Genomic DNA, 16,351 nt, shown 5'->3' with positions numbered 1-16,351 from the left:
GGGCGGCCAATCACATTGGGAACAATCATCGCGGCGACCAACGCAATGATGACCAATACCACCATCATTTCGATAAGCGTCACACCTGAATCCGCCCGGCGTCTCTGACGATGAACACCCCGCTTTTCTGAAGCCCTCTGACGAAGTTTTTTCATCTCTGTTGTACCCTTCATGAAACTCTTTATCATTCTAGAACGTACCTATTTTATTGGGTCACAATGAAAGAATTGTAGTGAAAAACAGACCCTCGCACAATGATGAAACCTTGCAAAAGGGGCACATAAACAAGCGACAAACCGCTAAAATCGACCCGGATCGGGTGGGTTCAAAACGCGTGTTTGAGGGCGCTTTAAATTCACTGCCGCCACCGTCGGAATTCACCATTTCACTGTGTGACGCACTGGCCGAATCCTTGGATGTTCCGCCGCTGATTTTGCCCGGCGAAAAGGTGAGCCTGATGGCCGCGGTTTTGCCGGTGCGCGGCGCACGGGCAAAACGGGCTGCGTTGCCCTTCGCGCTTGAGGATCGCATCAGCGCCCCGCTTGAAGATGTTCACATCGCGTTGTGCCGGGCGCTGGACGAACCCGATCTGGTTGTCGCGGCCGTCGTGGATCGAAACATCATGCAGGCCGCAGTCGATGCCGGCGATAGCGCTGTCGTGCCCGAAATTTTCGCGCTGCCTACGCCAACCTCTGTCGATGAAAAACCTGTTTGGGCCGTATGGCTCAGCGGCGCGCGCGCATTGGTACGCGTCTCGGACGGGACCGGGTTTGTCGTCGACGTCGCCATGCTGCCACTGATCTGGGCGCAGGCTGCCAAACCGCTGATTAATAGCTACGGCGACGTTTTGTCAGAAACGATTGAGGTGCATTCCTACGATGCGCATCCCCCCGAGCCTGACCCCAAAGACCTGGCCGTTGATCTGCGACAAGGCGCGTTTGCTCACAAAGCTACCAATTGGGCAGGGTACGCCAAGCGGGCTGCGATGATTGCCGCCGTGGGGGCAATCGGACATCTTGGCATAATGGTCGCAGATACAGTTGCACTCACCCGGATTGCAGATCGTGAACGTGCAGCGGTGCAGGCTGCGATTGATACCGTGCTTCCTGGCCTTATTGTCACCCGCGATGTGGAACCGATCCTGCGTCGCCTTGCCCCCCCCGTATCCGCCCCGAAAGGCAGTGCATTCCTGCCGATCCTTGGAAATATGTCCGCCGCGTTGCTTGAGGCTGATACCCCGATCAGCTTTCGTCGTCTGACATTTGCCGACAACCCCGCGCGGCTGACGATGTTGGTCGAGGTGCCGGGGCTGGACGATCTCCAACAGGCAGAACGTTTGCTGCGCGCGGCCGGGTTTGGCGTGACCAGCGGTGCCGCCACGGCCACTGCCGGGGTGGCAGAAGCTGAATTTGTCGTGACCGCGGGGGGCAGGGAATGAACGCTTTTCACCGTCTGTCTCTGCGAGAAAAGATATTGGTGCTGATCGCCTTGCCACTGGTGACCCTGTTCGCCGGATACCAGTATGGGTGGGTCCCGCTAAGCGAAGCACGGATGGCGGCACGCGCCGAAATTCGAGGGTATCAAACTCTTATTGCAGCGGTAGAAAATCAGGGAAACCAGCCAGCTCAATTGGGATCTGTCCCCGTTATCACGACGCCGCTGGCCACCCGCATCACCGACAGTGCCAACCTTGCCGGGGTGCTTGTACGGCGGCTTGAGCCAGAGGGCGCGATGGTACGGGTTTCATTGGATGATGCCCCCTATGATACCGTCATCGGTTGGATCGCCGCGATGGAAACCGACGCTGCCATCGCCCTGGTCGCGCTTGAGATGGACCGTAAAACTGCACCCGGCATTGTGGCCGCCCGCCTGACCTTGGAGAATGCGAAATGAGCCTTGATGACACGCCATCCTTTCCGCGGCTAAGCTACAGTTTTGCCAAGTCAAATGGTGTTGTTTTGATGGCCGGCACACCCGGCGGCCCGCTTGGCTGCCACTTTCGCCCCGGCGCACCTGTTGACGTGTTGATGGAGGCGCAGCGCAGGGCGGACCGGCCCGTCGCCTTTGTCCCGATTGAGGCCGAGGATTTCGAAGCCGCATTGGGCCGCATTTACCGAGACAGCGCATCCGAGGCCGCAGAGGCCGCCGCAGGTGATGACCTGAACGCGCTTGCCGACACGGCAGCCGCGGTTGACGATCTGCTGGACCAGAATGACGATGCCCCCGTCGTCCGGCTGATCAACGCGCTGCTGCTTGAGGCCGTCAAGGAAGGCGCCTCAGACGTTCATATCGAGACAGAGGAACGCCGCTTGGTCGTCCGGTTTCGGGTCGATGGCGTCCTGCGCGAGGTGATCGAACCCAAGCGCGCTTTGGCGGGGCTTTTGGTCAGCCGGATCAAAGTCATGGGCAAGCTTGATATCGCGGAAAAGCGGCAGCCCCAAGACGGGCGGGTCAGCCTGCGGGTCGGTGGGTATGACCTTGATGTGCGGGTGTCCACGATCCCGTCGCAGTTTGGCGAACGGGTTGTGCTGCGCCTGCTGGACCGCAGCCAGACCCAACGCGGTATCAGCCATCTGGGGATGAGCGCACGTGATCGCGAGACCTTTGAACGCATCCTTGCGCGGCCTGACGGGTTATTGCTGGTGACCGGACCGACAGGTTCCGGTAAAACGACATCGCTATATGCGGCGCTTGGGCGACTGAACGACCGGTCCCGCAATATTATGACGGTCGAAGATCCGATCGAATATTCGATGGATGGCGTGGGGCAGATGCAGGTCAACACCAAGACCGGCCTGACCTTTGCACGCGGCCTGCGGGCGATTTTGCGGCAGGACCCTGATGTGGTCATGGTCGGCGAAATTCGCGACCGCGAGACGGCGCAGATCGCGGTGGAAAGCGCGATGACAGGCCACCTTGTTCTGTCGACGCTGCATACCAATACGGCGATCGGCGCGGTGTCCAGATTGGTGGAAATGGGTGTGGAACGCTTTTTGCTGGCCCCGATGCTGCGCGGCTTGGTCGCGCAACGCCTGGTGCGCCGCGTGTGTCCCGATTGCGCCGCGCCGCACATCATCAGCGAAAGCGAAAGCGCGTTGTTGTCTGGGGCCGTTGCGGCGGGCGAAACCGTCCAGCGCGGGGTGGGCTGCGACGCCTGTCAAAACCAGGGTTTCAAGGGCCGGTTGCCAATCTACGAGATTATCGAGATCGACCGGGAGCTTGAGAAATTGATTCACGAAGGCGCATCAGAGGCGCAGTTGCAGGACCGTGCCCGCGCCAAGGGGCCCGGCATTCTGGCGGATGGGGTTGATAAGCTTCGCCAAGGCAAAACGACGGTAGAAGAGGTCGCCCGCGCGGTGCGTGATGATCTTGTGATACCGGACCAGACCTAAGATATGGCAGCGTTTTCCTATAAGGCGGTTGATAAGTCCGGGGCCAGCAGCAGCGGCCTGATCGAAGCATCAAGCGCAAGTGCGGCGCGGCAGGAATTGCGCGCACGCGCGCTGTTGCCGCTTTCTGTCGAGCCGACACGCAAGGGACTTTCCAGCGTATCACTGTTCGGCGGCGGGCGCAGCAAGGGCATCGGAGGACGCGCGCTGACGGTCGTCACGCGGCAGCTTGCGACGTTGATCGGCGCGGGGGTCCGTATCGAAGATGCGTTAAAGACCGTTGCGGATCAGGCGAGCAATGCAAAAGTTGCAGCATTGATGTTGACACTGCGGGCTGATGTGCTTGACGGACAGGGGCTTGCACCCGCGCTTGACGCACATCCCCACATTTTTGATGCGTTCTACCGCGCATCTGTAAAAGCCGGCGAAACGTCGGGCAGGTTGGGTGACGTCATGGATCATCTGGCCGATTTTGTCGAAACGCGATCAAAGAACCGCCAGACGGTTCAGCTTGCTCTGCTGTACCCGGCGATCTTGGCGCTGGTGTCTTTGGGGGTTATCGTCGCGCTGCTGGTCTATGTGGTGCCTGACATCGTCAAGGTTTTCACCTCGCGCGGGGCCGAACTGCCGTTATTGACCCGCAGCTTGATTGCAGTCAGTGACTTTGTTGCGAATTACGGGTTGATCGTGCTGGGGCTCGTTCTTGGACTGGTTGCGCTAGGGGCATGGCTGCTGAGGCGCCCGTCTGCGCGCATGCAGTTTGATCAATGGACAGCGCGGGCCTGGCCCATGCGGCATTTCGTGTTGAAATCAAACGCGACCCAGTTTGCGGGCACCTTGGCCACTTTGACGGTCAGCCGTGTCCCGCTTTCAGAAGCACTGGAAGCCGCAGGAGACACCATCGGCAACCGCTATATCCGCGCCAAGGCGCAGGCCGTGGGGGCCCGTGTGCGCGAAGGCACGGCGCTGTCAAAGGCGATGCATCAGGCGGCAGTGTTCCCGCCTTTGTTGGTCGCGATGGTGGCCAGCGGCGAAGCGGGTGGCACACTAGGGGCGAGCCTGACACGTGCGGCCGCGGATCAGGCGCGCGACCTTGATGCCTTGGTAGCAGCCCTTGTGGCGTTGGTCGAACCCGCAGTGTTATTGCTGATGGGAGGTGTTGTGATGCTCTTGGTGCTTTCCATATTGCTGCCCATCGTAAATCTGAACAATTTGGTGATTTGATGTGGTTGACGCGGTTAGTTCAGCTGAAATTCCAGCAATGTGGGCGCGCTATCAGGCAGGCCGGGGATCAGTTGCGCCGCAGCCGGTTCGATCCTCAGTTTGATCCAGCCGTCAGGGCCAAGGCGTGCTTGGCCCATTTCCGATTTGACGGCGTTGTTCGTTGTCAGGGTTGCGACGCCATCCGTCCCCTCGCTGGTCAGAACCAGATCAAGCGGCGGGGTCTCAAGGGCCGCTTGTCCCGGCACCTGACAAAGGCTGTCGCTGATTTGCACCCGGCCATTGCTTGTCACACGGGCCCGCGACCATGTTGCGCGTGCGATATCGACAACCGCTTGTCCGTCACACGGGGACGCGCCCGGCACCAAAACCAGCAGGTCAGCGCCACCGCGCCCGGATATATCGCTAAGGCCAATCTGCCAGGGGCTGGCGAAACCATAGCCTTGCAACAACGTGCGCGGTCCGGTCAGGGTCAGGTCGGCACCGATCTGCCCGCGCAACAGGCTGGTCCATTTCCCTTGCCAGTTCAGCACCAAGCCGCCGTCCAACACCGCGCGACCCGACCACAGGCTGCCCGACAGCGCGCGCACCTGTGGCGGCACCCCCGTTATTCGTGCCATAGTGGTGGTGGGCAGGTTCATCAACACCGTACCCCCGAAAAACAGGAGTGCCACTAATGACAGACCAATCATCGATACAATCCGACGCCCCGGCGCGTGTCGCTGTGCGCCGCGACCGGCGGGTGTTTCTTTCGGGGTTGGCGGCATCTGCTTCGCTTCTTTCTGCATGTTCTGCCACAGGGTTGGGCAGTGTCCTTGAGGGTAAACCCGCCAAAAGTGATGGGCCGGGGCGGGCCGCTCTTTTGGCACCGGTGTCTGGTCGTGCGCCGCAACTAGGTCAGATCATGCGCAATGCCGCAACCCTTGGCGGCAACACGTTGAACGATACAGGAGAGATGGCCTTTTTCGATTCAGGGGATACGCCAGAAACAGCCGCCACTGCCGCCCGGCTTGCCGTCGCAGGGGGGGCGCGCATGATCGTTGGCCCGCTTTTCGGGGCGCAGGTTGCTGCGGTTTCCCAAGCGGTTGGATCTGGCGTGCCGGTCTTGACCTTGTCGAACGATATCAGCGTCGCTGGCCGTGGCGTATTTGTGCTGGGCGTCACACCGGAACAATCTGCACGCGCGGTCCTGACGTTTGCCGCCAGACGCGGTTTGAACACTGTTGGCGTGGTCGTCGCCCCCGGCGCATTTGGCGCACGCTCTGCCGAGGCAGCGGCAACCGTTGGAAAAGCGACCGGGCAAACCATGTTGCCCCCCATCATCGAAACCGACCCCGCAGCCGCAGTTGTCAAACTGACAAAGGCAAACGGGGGCACGTTGCCCAAGGCCGTATATCTGCCCGGTGCTGGCGCGGAGCTGGAAGCGTTGGCCTCTGCTTTGCGGGGCAAAACCCAGGTTCTGGGATCATCGCAGTGGTCATCGCGCGATCCCGGTAATTTGCCAGCCCTCAGAGATGCTTGGTATGCGGCACCAGACCCGCTTGCGTTCGAACCCTTTGCCGTTGCGTATCAATCGGCGCATGGCACAAGCCCCGGCATACTTGCCGGTGTGGCCTTTGATGGCGTTGAAACGGCCCGTCTTTTGGGCCGTATTCAGGAACAGACCGCTGGCGGTCTGACCCGCGACAAGGGCTTTTCCGGTGTGCTTGGCCCCTATAAATTCAGCAAATCAGGCCTGTGCAGTCGCGGCCTTGCGGTGCTGAATGTGGGCGCGGGGGCGATCACGATGATCGGGTCTGCCTCGGCATGACCCAGAAGGCGCACCGCGACGCTCAGGCGGGCCTGACACTTGTCGAGGTGCTGGTCGCGCTGGCGCTGTTTTCTTTGATTGGGCTGGCAGGTTTTACCATGCTTGATAACATTCTGCGGGCGCAATCAGGGACACAAGGGCGGCTGGAACGGTTGGGGCAGATTGACCGCGCGCTGGTCGTTTTCAGCCGTGATTTGCAGGAATCGGATTCGGGCAGCGTGCGGCACGATGAGACAGGTATAACAATGAACAGGACGGGCACAGGTCTGTTGTCCTATCAGGTACCTTCAGGCGTTCTCCTGCGCAGCTTGTCCCGAAGAGACTTTGACCAGCAGATGATTGACGGGGTAAATTCCATCCGGCTCAGATCGCTGGATTCTGCCGGAATGTGGCATGACAGCTGGCCGGTAGAGCAAACCCAATCGTTGGGGTTGCCACCCACATTGAAGGCCGTTGAGCTGCAATTGGGCTTGCGCGAAGGCACTGTTCGCCGACTTGTCGATGTGCCCGCGGGGGCAGAGGAATGACGCGCGACCGTGACGCTGGGGTCGTCTTGATCAATGTGTTGGTGATCCTGTCGATTGCGTCCATCGTGGTGTTTTTGATGCTGACCTCGCAGGATGTGTCCTTGCGGCGTGCGCAGTCGATGGCGGCGGCAACCGCCGCAGATGCATTGGCCAGAGGGGCCGAAGCGAGCGCGGTGACCGCACTGCGCCGCGACATGGTGAATGCCCCGGACACAGATAATTACACAGAGGCCTGGGCGCTGGTCGCCCAACAAGAAGCCGGTCTTTCTACGGGGCGGTTTTCTGTCACAATCCGCGATGCGCAGGCCAAGCTGAACCTGACACGTCTGGCCGGTGGGGCGCAGGTCGAAGTCGAAGCGCTTTTGCGTGTTCTGGCCGAACTCGAAATCAGCCGTGCAGATGGCGCGCGAATTGCTGCTGAAATTGCTGGCCGGCCGGGATTGAAAAACCTGTCTGATTTGCGCAGCATTTCCCCCCAAACGATTAGCACGCTTTCACCCTTCGTTGATTTTTTGCCCGCAACGGCAACGCTCAATCTAAATACTGCGGCACCGCTGCTTTTGCGCGCGGTGCTGAACAACCGCTCGGCGGCGCTGCGGCTTGAAAGCCGGCGCACAGGTGTGGGGCTGCTAACCCCCCAAGACCTTGACCGCGTGGGGGCCGTTCGTCCCGCATTGGCAGGGTTTACCTCGCAGAATTTCGACATCGATATTTTGGCCGAAGTTGATGGCATTGCCGTAAATCTTCGCAGCCGAATAGCACGCAGGGAAAGCTTTGCGGGCCGTAGTGTTTTTGTCACGCGAAGGGCGTACGGTGTGCCCCTGAATACAGTGCCAGCCATACCGGACATGTAAAAGAAAAGGGCGCAACCGCGTTAACGGTTGCGCCCCGGTCGTTGTTTGCCTGAACGGCAATCCATTCCCCTTAGGGGTTAAACGGGTCGATGTTCGGGTTGACGGTCAACCCTGCCAAAGCAGGATCAGCCAAAGCGGGTCCATTTGCATTCGTCTGGAACGCTTTCACGAAGGCCGCACCCAAGGAGTTGATCCCCGAAGCCGCGCTCCCTCCGCAAGCCGCCACCACCAAAAGCACTGATGCTCCGGCGAGTAGTTTGGCTTTGGGCGTAAGTGTCTGTTTCATCGTGAGTGTCATACGATCCTCCACTTAGTTTGGCGATCCGGCGAGCGGCGTGTTCAGGTAAGGGAACGTCGCGCGAAGATCGGTTGGTTTGATTGGTGCACCATCAGTAAGTGCCGCTGTGCCAACGGGCGCATCTGCCGGGGCACAAAGACCGAGGTTGATGTCGTCAGCAGCTGTCGGATCCCCGCTCAGCTCTTGGCCCAGTGGGACGGGATGGCACAGACGGCCCATGACAACGCGCAGGGCAATGTCAACGGTGTCATCTGCCGGGCGACGTCCGTTCGGAAATCCGGCCAGATCTTCCGCAACCAAGCCAAAGACGTGCTGATTGGCAAGAGGTGTCGCTGCCACGCCGGTGTTAAGGCGCATCATTTCAGAGCCGGTTACGGTTGCTTGCTGGTTGAAGCCGGGGAAACCGGTCAAGAACGCCGCGACAAGATCGTTGCGTGGAAAGTTGTTTGGCGCAAGCTCGGCTGGCAAACCTGCCACACCGCCAAACAGCAGCTCGATCAGTTCGGGCAGCGTTGGATTGGTGACGTAAGCGGCAAGCGCACCATCTTGGGTCGGTTCGGCAGCGTTGAACAGATCCTTGTCGGGCAGACCGATAACGACCTCGTTCACCAAGGGTGCAGACAAACGTGCAACCTGCACATAAGCACCACCGTTTCTGTCTGTGCCTTCATAGGTTGGGCTTGGATCCAGCAGCCGTGCCTGCGGCAGACTTGCCGTGGTCCAAGCACCAATCACACCGTTGCCCGCGCCTGTCAGACAGGAAATGGGCACCTCGATGGCCAGCGATGTGACGTTGAACTTGTCGATCAGGTCATCGTTGGCGCGGTCTTGTGTAATGCCGCCCGCGAAAGGTGATGCCGCATTGTACTGAGGGTAGGTGGGATTATCCGCACCCTGAATAGGCACGAGGTTCACAAGGTCGAAGATCTCGCCAAGGTTCACCGCAAACGCTTCTGCGCGTTGGCCGACAAAAACGCGACCCGGTGCCGCGCAATCTGGGATCGTCGTATCGCTGACAAAGCCGTCAGCATAAGTCGCATAATCAGCGATGGTTTTGTTGCCGATGTTATCGATCGGCTTGTTGAAGGTCGTGCCACCGCCGCTTGTGTTTGTCAAAAGCGCGCTTGCGGCATAGCCGGAACGGCGGTCGCCGTTGATCTTGCGAACCGTGTAGCTTTCGAATTCGTTTTGTGCGCCAGTGCTGCCTGCACCAATCGTACCGGCCTGACGCAGTGGGATCGCAATGTCCTGCCCGCCGACGTTCAGCGCGATGCCCTTGCCACCATTGGCAAGCGTATTTTTAAACTGGAATTGGAACGTGATGTCTTCCATCGCGTCGCCATCATTGTCCACGTGGATTTCGTAAACAGCGTCGGAGTCCATCGTGAAATAGTTGGGGCCGCCGTATGGTGCCTGCAAAGGCTGATAGTTTGCAATAAAGGTTACAGTATCTTCTTTGCCTGTTTCATAGCTTCGAAACATATAAAAATCTGTAGCGTCCACTTTTGGCATCGCAGTGATGCCCGGTGCTTCGCGATGCGAAGACGCCCACGCAGTCGTTGCGCAGACCGTTGCCAGTACGGCCCCGGCGCTCACAAAAGCCTTTTTCTTATTAATCAACATTGAACTTCCTCCACTTGGAACGTTGGAATATGCAAAAAGGCTGTCCGTCCAACCGCTGAAGAACAGCAGCAAGTCCGTTGCCGGGCATACGGGCGAAGCCACGCATGAAGCCGCAATTAAGTTTCAAAAAAGATTTTCAAACTTTGAAATTATTTCAAAAGATCACATCAGGATGGTAGCAGATGCAGAGGCGTGCGGTTCTGTGCTGGCATTGCCTGACCAATTGACAGGTTTCGTTTTGGATCAAATACTGCTCTTTCTTTCGCAATCGCACCCGACAAACCTTGATGTCATAGGGACACCGCCGCTGATCGCCGTTCTGATCTGGCTTGGTGTTACAGACTGGCGGAGTTTTCGCTTGCCAGATGCAGGCACTTTGCCGTTGATCATATCTGGCTTGATGCTGGCGGTTTGGAGGGACGGATCGGTTCCAGTCGATCAGATGATTGGTGCGGTAACGGGGTTTGCATTTTTTTGGGCCATTGGTGCTGCCTATTTCAGGGCGCGCGGGATAGATGCTCTGGGGCTTGGTGACGCGAAACTACTTGCCGCAGCCGGGGCATGGTTGGGATGGCAAGCGCTACCTTCTATCATACTGATTTCCTCCATCGCAGGGATTGCTGTTGCCTTGGTCAGAGGTGGAGGCCCAAGCCAGAACATTCCTTTTGGCCCCAGCCTCGCCGGGGCATTTTTCTTGCATTGGGCGCTATTTTTGTCTGGGTGGGTTTAGAGATCAGGCCAAGAGACACTGCTGTTTGGTTGAGACTGCGGCATATCCAAGGAGGATGAAGCTCTCAGATAATCTGATCAAAACACAGGGCACACGCGAAGCTAGGCCCCAGATTAATTTTGCCAATTCTGCAAAAGCCACACCCGAAAGTACTCGGCCGAGCAATGCTGGGCCACGGCAGCGATGGCATGGTGCCGATCAGCTTGGTTTGATATCCGCTTGAACGACAGCTGGGCGAAGGGGGCGCACCTACGGCGAATTTCCGTCTCAGGTGATAGGCGTAGAAAGAGAGGGTCATCGACCATCATAAATGGGAAGCCCATAGGTGCGTTGTCTGCACCAAGGATGACAACGTGATCGGCCTCAATGCTCTTTGAGGCATGGATGGTCTTGAATGTGATAGTCAGGTTTCTACGGTCGACGCAAAGCGGATTTGCATGAATAGTCAGCTACGAATGTCTTCACCTTTTGCAAGCGTGGTTCGTCATTGCTGAAATCTGGATGCCCGTCTGGCCCGATGAGCGATGTTTGATCCAGTAAAATGCTGCACGCACCACGAATGGCCGCCCTAGCGGGCTGCGCTGCAGCGTCGCAACAGCGCATGAATAGCAGGTCTGCGCCGCTATTCGCTGCCAGTTACGGTTAAGCCAAGCAAACGCCAGGTCTGCATGCCACCGCGATAATAAAAAATGTGGTCTGCGGGGTAGCCAGCCTTGATCATGTTGCGGATCGCTGTGGGTGATTGACCGCACCAGATCCCGTTGCAAAACAGCGCTACGGGTTTTGCTGCCGCACAGTCCCAGCCGTCAAAATCCGGCTCACATCCCAGCTGCGCAAGTTCATCCACGACATAGGTATAAGGAATGTTTATCGCGCCGGGTATCGTGCCGCCGTCGAACCAGTCACGGGTGCGGCTGTCCAGCACTACGGCATCGGGGTCCTTGAGCATCTCGATCAGTTCCAGTTCGCCGATCGTCGTCACGCCTTCCGCAGGGCTGTGCGGTTGTATGCAAAAATTCGGGCAGCGGCGGGATGTCAGCGCCCATTCACCGCTTAACTGGTTTTCGGTATCCTGTATCCGGTCGATCTCAACCATACCGTCCGCAGTTGGCACAGAGACCGACGGCATGTCTTTGGTGATACCCACCAGATTTTCCGCCATCGCAGCCCCTGCGACGCATGTCAGGGCGATTGTCCATGCGAGATTTTTCATGACTTGGTCCTCCAGATTGCATCGGTAGTCTAAGATAAAGGTTAGCCCTTGTATCATGCTCCGTCATCTAAATTTACCCGCAATGCTAAAGCAGCTGCGTGCAAGGAGTTCCTGCCCGTTCTGAATGGCATCTTTGTGAAGCAAAACTGTCAGGCTTGCCCATCGAAGGTGAAATGCTGCGCCCACGCCCATGCCCGCAAGATCGCCCCCTAAGATTACGAACACGCCCGCCAGTTTGCACGCGACATCGGTTTGACCAAATCATACGCCATACCGATGCGGCTCACTCCATTGCGCCCCATTGCGCTTAGGGGAAAGGGTCACATGGCTCACGTCTGCGCGGAAATCTTAAGTGAAGGATCGGCCATGATGTCGGGGCAGGGCGGGGCGACTATTTACCTCAGGCAAACTGCTTCGCGAGATGTGCGTTTCTTCTGGCGGACATGGCGGGCAGTCACTTCGTCCAGCAGCGCTTTCCAGCCGGTGTCGAACCTGTCTTCAGGTAATTCGCTCTCCTCCAAGGGTGGGCGAAGGGGCAAGGCATCCGCTTGTGTCAATGCTTCGATCGCGTGCTGCCAAGTACGACTGTCTTGCTGCGCCACCACTTTGGCCCCGGCAGTGACATGGTCACACAACCCGTCAATGCCGTTGACCAATAACGGGCGCTTTGCCGCGAGGGCTTCGAGTGCTACCAGACCGTATGCCTCCCATCGGGAGGGCATGGCGACGGCGTCGATGGCGGCCATTGCCGCAACCGGATCGGGTGCAAATCCTTTGAACTGGATGCGGGTGTCGGATCCGGCCAGCGCACGCAGAGCGCTTTCCTCGGACCCTTCGCCATAGATGTGCAGGGCGATGTCGGGGTTTGTTGTCTGGCGAAAGGCCTGCACCAGCACGTCAAAGCCTTTTTGGGGGTCAAGCCGCCCGATGGCACCGATCACGCGGATTGGCCCTGTTGGTGCGGGCAGCGCACGAAACGCGCAAAGGTCGACGCAGGACTGGATGACCTTCAGTGTCTTGCGCCGGATCGCGCCGCTGTGCACCAGCCATGCGCCTTGGGCGTGGCTGACCGCGACGACCTTGTCAAACAGCGCATAAGCGGTGCGCAACAGCAGCGCAAAGCGACCTTTGTGGGTCACATTGTGCTTGGTAAAATGCTCGGTATAGCTGTGTTCTACATGGATCAGCGGCGTGCGCGGATACGCCAGACGCAAGGCCACCAACATCGGCAGCGCACGCCAGCTGATCGCCAGATGCGACACGATCACGTCAGCGTTCATCCGTTCAGGCCGCACACGGCCACGATCGACACAGCGCAGGCTGTGATCGGCGTTTTCAGACAGCGCGGGCGCGGTCATGATGTGTGTCAGCACCCGCGTCACCCCGCCTGCTGTGGTGTCATCCACCAGATGCAGAACGCGCAAGCGGGTCATTGGATCGCGCCTGCGGGGCGCAAACGCTGGGCCAGCATCATTGCGCGACGCAGGACATTCCCGCCAAAGGCCGAAAGAAGCGTGCTTGCAGCAAGGGTGGCGAGCGATTTAACGGGTTCTTCGACCAGCGGTGTGCGCGATTGCGCGATCCAAGCGCGGCTTAGGCTTTGGGCGCGGGGGGCGTCCAGATCGCTGATGGCGCGCCGGCAGAGATAGCGCAGTTGATAGGCCCGTGCGGCGGGGGTATTCACGGTAAAGAATGCAGGGTTCAGTGGTGTCAGTTTTTCTACCATCCGCTCCCATGCGGCCAATTGACGGTCCGTTGCCGCGGACAGACCGCCCGCATTGATCCGGTAGTGGGTCAACAGTCCCGGCACCCCTTCAAAGATCCAGTCGGTCGTCAGCGCGATGCGTAGCCAGCATTCGATATCTTCCGACTGACGAAATGTTTCGTCAAAGATCCAGTCTCGCATGGTCTCGTGGCGGGGACGATACGCGATCTGTTCCAGCACAGCGCGGCGGATCACCGGGGCCGAGCCGTTGCCAATGGGATTGCGTTTGAATATATGGCCCGCGCTGACGCCCTGCAAGCGCGGGCGCTGGGCCTGACCGGTCAGCGTGCCATCATCATCCATCAGCGCCGAGCCGGAGTAGCTGATGCCAACGCTTGGATTTGCTTGCAAATGGGCGACATGACGGGCCAGCTTGTGCGGCACCCACAGGTCATCGGCATCGCAAAAACCGATAACCTCGCCACGGGCTGCCGCGATGCCGGTATTGCGCGCACCGGCCAGCCCGCGGTTGGCCTGACGGATCACGCGGACGCGGGGATCGGCTGCGTATTCAGCCGCGATTTTCAGTGTGCTATCGGTCGATCCGTCATCGACAATGATGATCTCGAACCGGGGATAGGTCTGCGCCAGCAAGGCGTCGAGCGTGTGGCGCATGGTGGATTGAACGTTGAAGGCGGGCATGATGATGGAGGCGAATGTCACGATAAAACTTTCCGTTGGGAGTCAGGAGAAAAGGGAGAGGCGCAGCTTGCGCGGCAGGACCGCTGCGGCAATGGCGGCCCCCAGGGTCAGCGTGCCGCGGCGCGCCGGCGACATGAAACCGCCCGGCGAATGGGCGATACCGATGATGGCATGGTGCAGCGCTTTGGTACGCCCGGCATCGACACGCAAAGCACGCCGCGCCAGATAACGGTGATGGATCGCATGGCTGGCACGGCTGGGTGTGACGTCGAATTTTGCTGCCGTAGCGATGGCTTGGCTGCGGCCCTGCAACATCGCGTCCAGATCGGTGGACAGCCCGCCGACGCTGGTACGATACCAGGTTTGCAGCGACGGGGACGGAACGATCCGCGCGCCACCTCCGACCAGACGGATCAGAAATTCAAGATCTTCATTGTGGACGATGGTGTCGTCGAAACCGCCACAGCGGGCAAAGGCCTGCGTGCGCAGGGTCAGGTTGGACATCGTGCAAACGGGGTTCTCGCCCAGCAGGACATCAATCGACAGGTCTTGCGTCGGCACCGTGGACACGACGCACGACGCTGATGGCGTTTCCCGAAAGAAAGCAACCTGACCGAAAACGCCGTCGATGCTTGTGTCCTGAAAGACCAACGCAAGTTCGGCCAGTTTATGCGGCTGCCACAAATCGTCTGCGTCGCAAAAGGCGATCAGGTCCGCTTGGGCGTGGGCGGTAACGCCTGTGTTGCGCGCCGTACTCGGGCCTTTGCCGGGGCTACGCACCAGCCGGATGCGCGCGTCCTGCGATGCAGCCGTCTTGATCAACAAAGGGGTGTTATCGGTTGATCCGTCGTCGATGCATATCGCTTCCCAGTCAGAACAGCTTTGCATCGACAGGCTGGCCAAAGTCTCGAGGATAGTGGTTTCCGCATTGAAACAGGGAATGATGATTGAAAACAGGGGCATGGATCAGGCCTTTTCAGGTTTTGGGCCAAAGGCCAGAGACAGGGCGGGAAAGGATGCGCCGACCATCAGAATGGTCGCCGTCAGGGCATATCCGGTGGCCACGGCGACAAGGCCGAACGGGGCCAGCGCCGCAGTGTTCAGCATAAGCGCCACAGTCATCGCAGCGGTCATCCAGAATTCGCGATCTGCGCGGCCCGTGGCGCGCAGCCAGCCTGCGGTCGCTGACCACAGGGTCGTGGGGATCGCGACCAGACACAGGATCGACACGATATCATCGATGCCAGACCAGCCTTCCCCGAACAGCACCGGTACATAATAGGGGGCCAGCAACGCTTGGGTCACCACGGCGGGGGTGATCAACCCGACTGCCAGCAAGATACTTTGGCGCAAGGCAGCAGCTTTGTCCGCGCTGGCGCATAGATGCGGAAACAGCACCGTGGAAAACGCGACAGAGAACGAATTGGCAAGGCTAAGGCCCGCGTTGAACGCCATGAAATAAAGCCCAAGCGCCTCGGCACCCATCAGCAACCCCACGATCAGCTTGTCGGCCTGCAGGCGCAGCGCCTTGACCAGTTCAACGCCCAACACAGCCCAGCCAAAGCTGAGAAACGGACGCAGCGGCGCGCGGCCCTGAGACAGGTCGATGGTCCACGGATGCAGGCGGCGCATCGCAATCAACCAGAACGGGGCGGTCAACAGGCGCGGCAGGATCAGCGCCACCGCCGTGGGCCAGGCCAGAACCAGCAGCATCGACAGGATGTTCGCGCCTACGATTTGCCCGCCCGAGATCGCCGCCGTCTGGCGCAGCTTTCCGGCGCGCATCGCAAGGGCGGTTTGCACCAGCCCTGCGGGCATAAACAGATATTCGCCCGCCAGCAGTAGGATCATCACCAATAACAACCCATTTCCGTTGGCAGCATAAAGCGCAAAGCCGATGGCCGATTGCGCCAGAAACAGACCGATGCACCAAACCCAAAAGATGCGATGCGCCGTGGCGCAGGTTTGGGGCAGGGCATCCTCGGGGGCCGAGATGATCTTTTGACCGACACCGTTTTCCGTCAGCGCCTTTAGAATATCCGCCGCCGCAAGTGCGGCCGCTGCCACACCGATCTGCGCCAGATCCAGCGAACGGGCAACCGCCACCACAACCAGCAACCGCGATGCCTTGGCCGCCACTTCGGACGCGCCATAGGCAAACAGGTTCTGTGCAAGGCGGGATGTGTTTTGGGGCGCGGTCAGCATCGTGGTCCAATCAAATCTGTTGGACCTACTCTATCGGCTGCAGCCCTCCGGTGTCTCGGACGCCACCGGAGAGG

Annotated in this window: 17 protein-coding genes; 8 read left to right on the top strand and 9 right to left on the bottom strand. The window is 59.3% G+C overall.

Annotation, left to right across the window (positions count from 1 at the left end; all coding sequences use genetic code 11):
- Positions 1-155 (bottom strand): prepilin-type N-terminal cleavage/methylation domain-containing protein (locus tag ABYT07_RS12235; protein WP_372991990.1); only part of this gene is annotated, 155 nt, incomplete at its 3' end.
- 77 nt (positions 156-232) lie between these two features.
- Here ABYT07_RS12235 and gspL point away from each other — a divergent pair.
- From gspL to ABYT07_RS12215, 4 genes are read left to right on the top strand one after another with little or no spacing between them, the layout of a single operon-like run.
- On the top strand, positions 233-1,438 hold the full coding sequence (gspL, locus tag ABYT07_RS12230; RefSeq protein WP_372991988.1) for a type II secretion system protein GspL: 1,206 nt from the start codon (positions 233-235) through the stop codon (positions 1,436-1,438).
- The gene (gene gspM / locus ABYT07_RS12225; RefSeq protein WP_372991986.1) at positions 1,435-1,893 is read left to right on the top strand and encodes a type II secretion system protein GspM; all 459 of its coding nucleotides are present in this window, start codon (positions 1,435-1,437) and stop codon (positions 1,891-1,893) included. The genes gspL and gspM overlap by 4 nt, the downstream gene beginning before the upstream one ends.
- Entirely contained in the window at positions 1,890-3,392 is a 1,503-nt protein-coding gene (locus tag ABYT07_RS12220; RefSeq protein ID WP_372991984.1) for a GspE/PulE family protein, read from the top strand. The genes gspM and ABYT07_RS12220 overlap by 4 nt, the downstream gene beginning before the upstream one ends.
- A 3-nt stretch (positions 3,393-3,395) precedes the next feature.
- Entirely contained in the window at positions 3,396-4,613 is a 1,218-nt protein-coding gene (locus tag ABYT07_RS12215; protein ID WP_372991982.1) for a type II secretion system F family protein, read from the top strand.
- Positions 4,614-4,627: 14 nt separating this feature from the next.
- Here ABYT07_RS12215 and gspN read toward each other — a convergent pair whose 3' ends face one another.
- On the bottom strand, positions 4,628-5,302 hold the full coding sequence (gene gspN / locus ABYT07_RS12210) for a type II secretion system protein N (protein ID WP_372991980.1): 675 nt from the start codon (positions 5,300-5,302) through the stop codon (positions 4,628-4,630).
- Between gspN and ABYT07_RS12205 the strand changes: the two genes are divergently transcribed.
- Genes ABYT07_RS12205 through ABYT07_RS12195 form a run of 3 tightly spaced genes read left to right on the top strand, consistent with a single transcriptional unit; the run spans position 5,287 to position 7,801 of the window.
- Positions 5,287-6,420 carry a penicillin-binding protein activator gene (locus ABYT07_RS12205; protein WP_372991978.1) on the top strand — a complete coding sequence of 378 codons (1,134 nt, stop codon included), beginning with the start codon at positions 5,287-5,289 and terminating at the stop codon, positions 6,418-6,420. The genes gspN and ABYT07_RS12205 overlap by 16 nt on opposite strands.
- Positions 6,417-6,947, top strand: coding sequence for a prepilin-type N-terminal cleavage/methylation domain-containing protein (locus ABYT07_RS12200; RefSeq protein WP_372991976.1), 531 nt, complete (start codon positions 6,417-6,419; stop codon positions 6,945-6,947). The genes ABYT07_RS12205 and ABYT07_RS12200 overlap by 4 nt, the downstream gene beginning before the upstream one ends.
- The gene (locus tag ABYT07_RS12195; protein ID WP_372991974.1) at positions 6,944-7,801 is read left to right on the top strand and encodes a general secretion pathway protein GspK; all 858 of its coding nucleotides are present in this window, start codon (positions 6,944-6,946) and stop codon (positions 7,799-7,801) included. The genes ABYT07_RS12200 and ABYT07_RS12195 overlap by 4 nt, the downstream gene beginning before the upstream one ends.
- Before the next feature lie 70 nt (positions 7,802-7,871).
- On the opposite strand, the gene ABYT07_RS12190 is transcribed toward ABYT07_RS12195, so the two are convergent.
- Entirely contained in the window at positions 7,872-8,087 is a 216-nt protein-coding gene (locus tag ABYT07_RS12190) for a hypothetical protein (RefSeq protein ID WP_372991972.1), read from the bottom strand.
- A gap of 24 nt (positions 8,088-8,111) precedes the next feature.
- On the bottom strand, positions 8,112-9,722 hold the full coding sequence (locus ABYT07_RS12185) for a DUF4331 domain-containing protein (protein WP_372991970.1): 1,611 nt from the start codon (positions 9,720-9,722) through the stop codon (positions 8,112-8,114).
- Here ABYT07_RS12185 and ABYT07_RS12180 point away from each other — a divergent pair.
- Positions 9,619-10,452: an A24 family peptidase gene (locus tag ABYT07_RS12180; protein ID WP_372991968.1), complete on the top strand. Its 834-nt coding sequence runs from the start codon at positions 9,619-9,621 to the stop codon at positions 10,450-10,452. The genes ABYT07_RS12185 and ABYT07_RS12180 overlap by 104 nt on opposite strands.
- A gap of 622 nt (positions 10,453-11,074) precedes the next feature.
- Here ABYT07_RS12180 and ABYT07_RS12175 read toward each other — a convergent pair.
- From ABYT07_RS12175 to ABYT07_RS12155, 5 genes are all read right to left on the bottom strand, one after another.
- A complete protein-coding gene (locus ABYT07_RS12175; RefSeq protein ID WP_372991966.1) occupies positions 11,075-11,665 on the bottom strand; it encodes a rhodanese-like domain-containing protein in 591 nt (196 codons plus the stop codon).
- 395 nt (positions 11,666-12,060) lie between these two features.
- Positions 12,061-13,098, bottom strand: coding sequence for a glycosyltransferase (locus tag ABYT07_RS12170; RefSeq protein WP_372991965.1), 1,038 nt, complete (start codon positions 13,096-13,098; stop codon positions 12,061-12,063).
- The gene (locus tag ABYT07_RS12165) at positions 13,095-14,093 is read right to left on the bottom strand and encodes a glycosyltransferase family 2 protein (RefSeq protein WP_372991964.1); all 999 of its coding nucleotides are present in this window, start codon (positions 14,091-14,093) and stop codon (positions 13,095-13,097) included. The genes ABYT07_RS12170 and ABYT07_RS12165 overlap by 4 nt, the downstream gene beginning before the upstream one ends.
- Positions 14,094-14,114: 21 nt before the next feature.
- Positions 14,115-15,035 (bottom strand): glycosyltransferase family 2 protein, encoded by a 921-nt coding sequence (locus ABYT07_RS12160; protein WP_372991963.1) that lies wholly within the window; start codon positions 15,033-15,035, stop codon positions 14,115-14,117.
- Positions 15,036-15,038: 3 nt separating this feature from the next.
- Positions 15,039-16,277: an oligosaccharide flippase family protein gene (locus ABYT07_RS12155; protein WP_372991961.1), complete on the bottom strand. Its 1,239-nt coding sequence runs from the start codon at positions 16,275-16,277 to the stop codon at positions 15,039-15,041.
- Positions 16,278-16,351: the final 74 nt, after the last annotated feature.

Source organism: Sulfitobacter sp., assembly GCF_041552635.1.
In the GTDB taxonomy this organism is placed as follows: Bacteria; Pseudomonadota; Alphaproteobacteria; order Rhodobacterales; family Rhodobacteraceae; genus Sulfitobacter.
Note: the sequence above shows the minus strand (reverse complement) of the source record. Positions and strands in the feature narration are given on the sequence as shown.

What these genes read in the sequence shown, in the direction of transcription:
- gspM (WP_372991986.1), top strand. Translation starts at nt 1,435, where the DNA reads ATGAACGCTTTTCACCGTCTGTCTCTGCGAGAAAAGATATTGGTGCTG.
- ABYT07_RS12220 (WP_372991984.1), top strand. Translation starts at nt 1,890, where the DNA reads ATGAGCCTTGATGACACGCCATCCTTTCCGCGGCTAAGCTACAGTTTT.
- ABYT07_RS12215 (WP_372991982.1), top strand. Translation starts at nt 3,396, where the DNA reads ATGGCAGCGTTTTCCTATAAGGCGGTTGATAAGTCCGGGGCCAGCAGC.
- ABYT07_RS12205 (WP_372991978.1), top strand. Translation starts at nt 5,287, where the DNA reads ATGACAGACCAATCATCGATACAATCCGACGCCCCGGCGCGTGTCGCT.
- gspN (WP_372991980.1), bottom strand. Translation starts at nt 5,302, where the DNA reads ATGATTGGTCTGTCATTAGTGGCACTCCTGTTTTTCGGGGGTACGGTG.
- ABYT07_RS12200 (WP_372991976.1), top strand. Translation starts at nt 6,417, where the DNA reads ATGACCCAGAAGGCGCACCGCGACGCTCAGGCGGGCCTGACACTTGTC.
- ABYT07_RS12195 (WP_372991974.1), top strand. Translation starts at nt 6,944, where the DNA reads ATGACGCGCGACCGTGACGCTGGGGTCGTCTTGATCAATGTGTTGGTG.
- ABYT07_RS12190 (WP_372991972.1), bottom strand. Translation starts at nt 8,087, where the DNA reads ATGAAACAGACACTTACGCCCAAAGCCAAACTACTCGCCGGAGCATCA.
- ABYT07_RS12180 (WP_372991968.1), top strand. Translation starts at nt 9,619, where the DNA reads ATGCCCGGTGCTTCGCGATGCGAAGACGCCCACGCAGTCGTTGCGCAG.
- ABYT07_RS12185 (WP_372991970.1), bottom strand. Translation starts at nt 9,722, where the DNA reads ATGTTGATTAATAAGAAAAAGGCTTTTGTGAGCGCCGGGGCCGTACTG.
- ABYT07_RS12175 (WP_372991966.1), bottom strand. Translation starts at nt 11,665, where the DNA reads ATGAAAAATCTCGCATGGACAATCGCCCTGACATGCGTCGCAGGGGCT.
- ABYT07_RS12170 (WP_372991965.1), bottom strand. Translation starts at nt 13,098, where the DNA reads ATGACCCGCTTGCGCGTTCTGCATCTGGTGGATGACACCACAGCAGGC.
- ABYT07_RS12160 (WP_372991963.1), bottom strand. Translation starts at nt 15,035, where the DNA reads ATGCCCCTGTTTTCAATCATCATTCCCTGTTTCAATGCGGAAACCACT.
- ABYT07_RS12155 (WP_372991961.1), bottom strand. Translation starts at nt 16,277, where the DNA reads ATGCTGACCGCGCCCCAAAACACATCCCGCCTTGCACAGAACCTGTTT.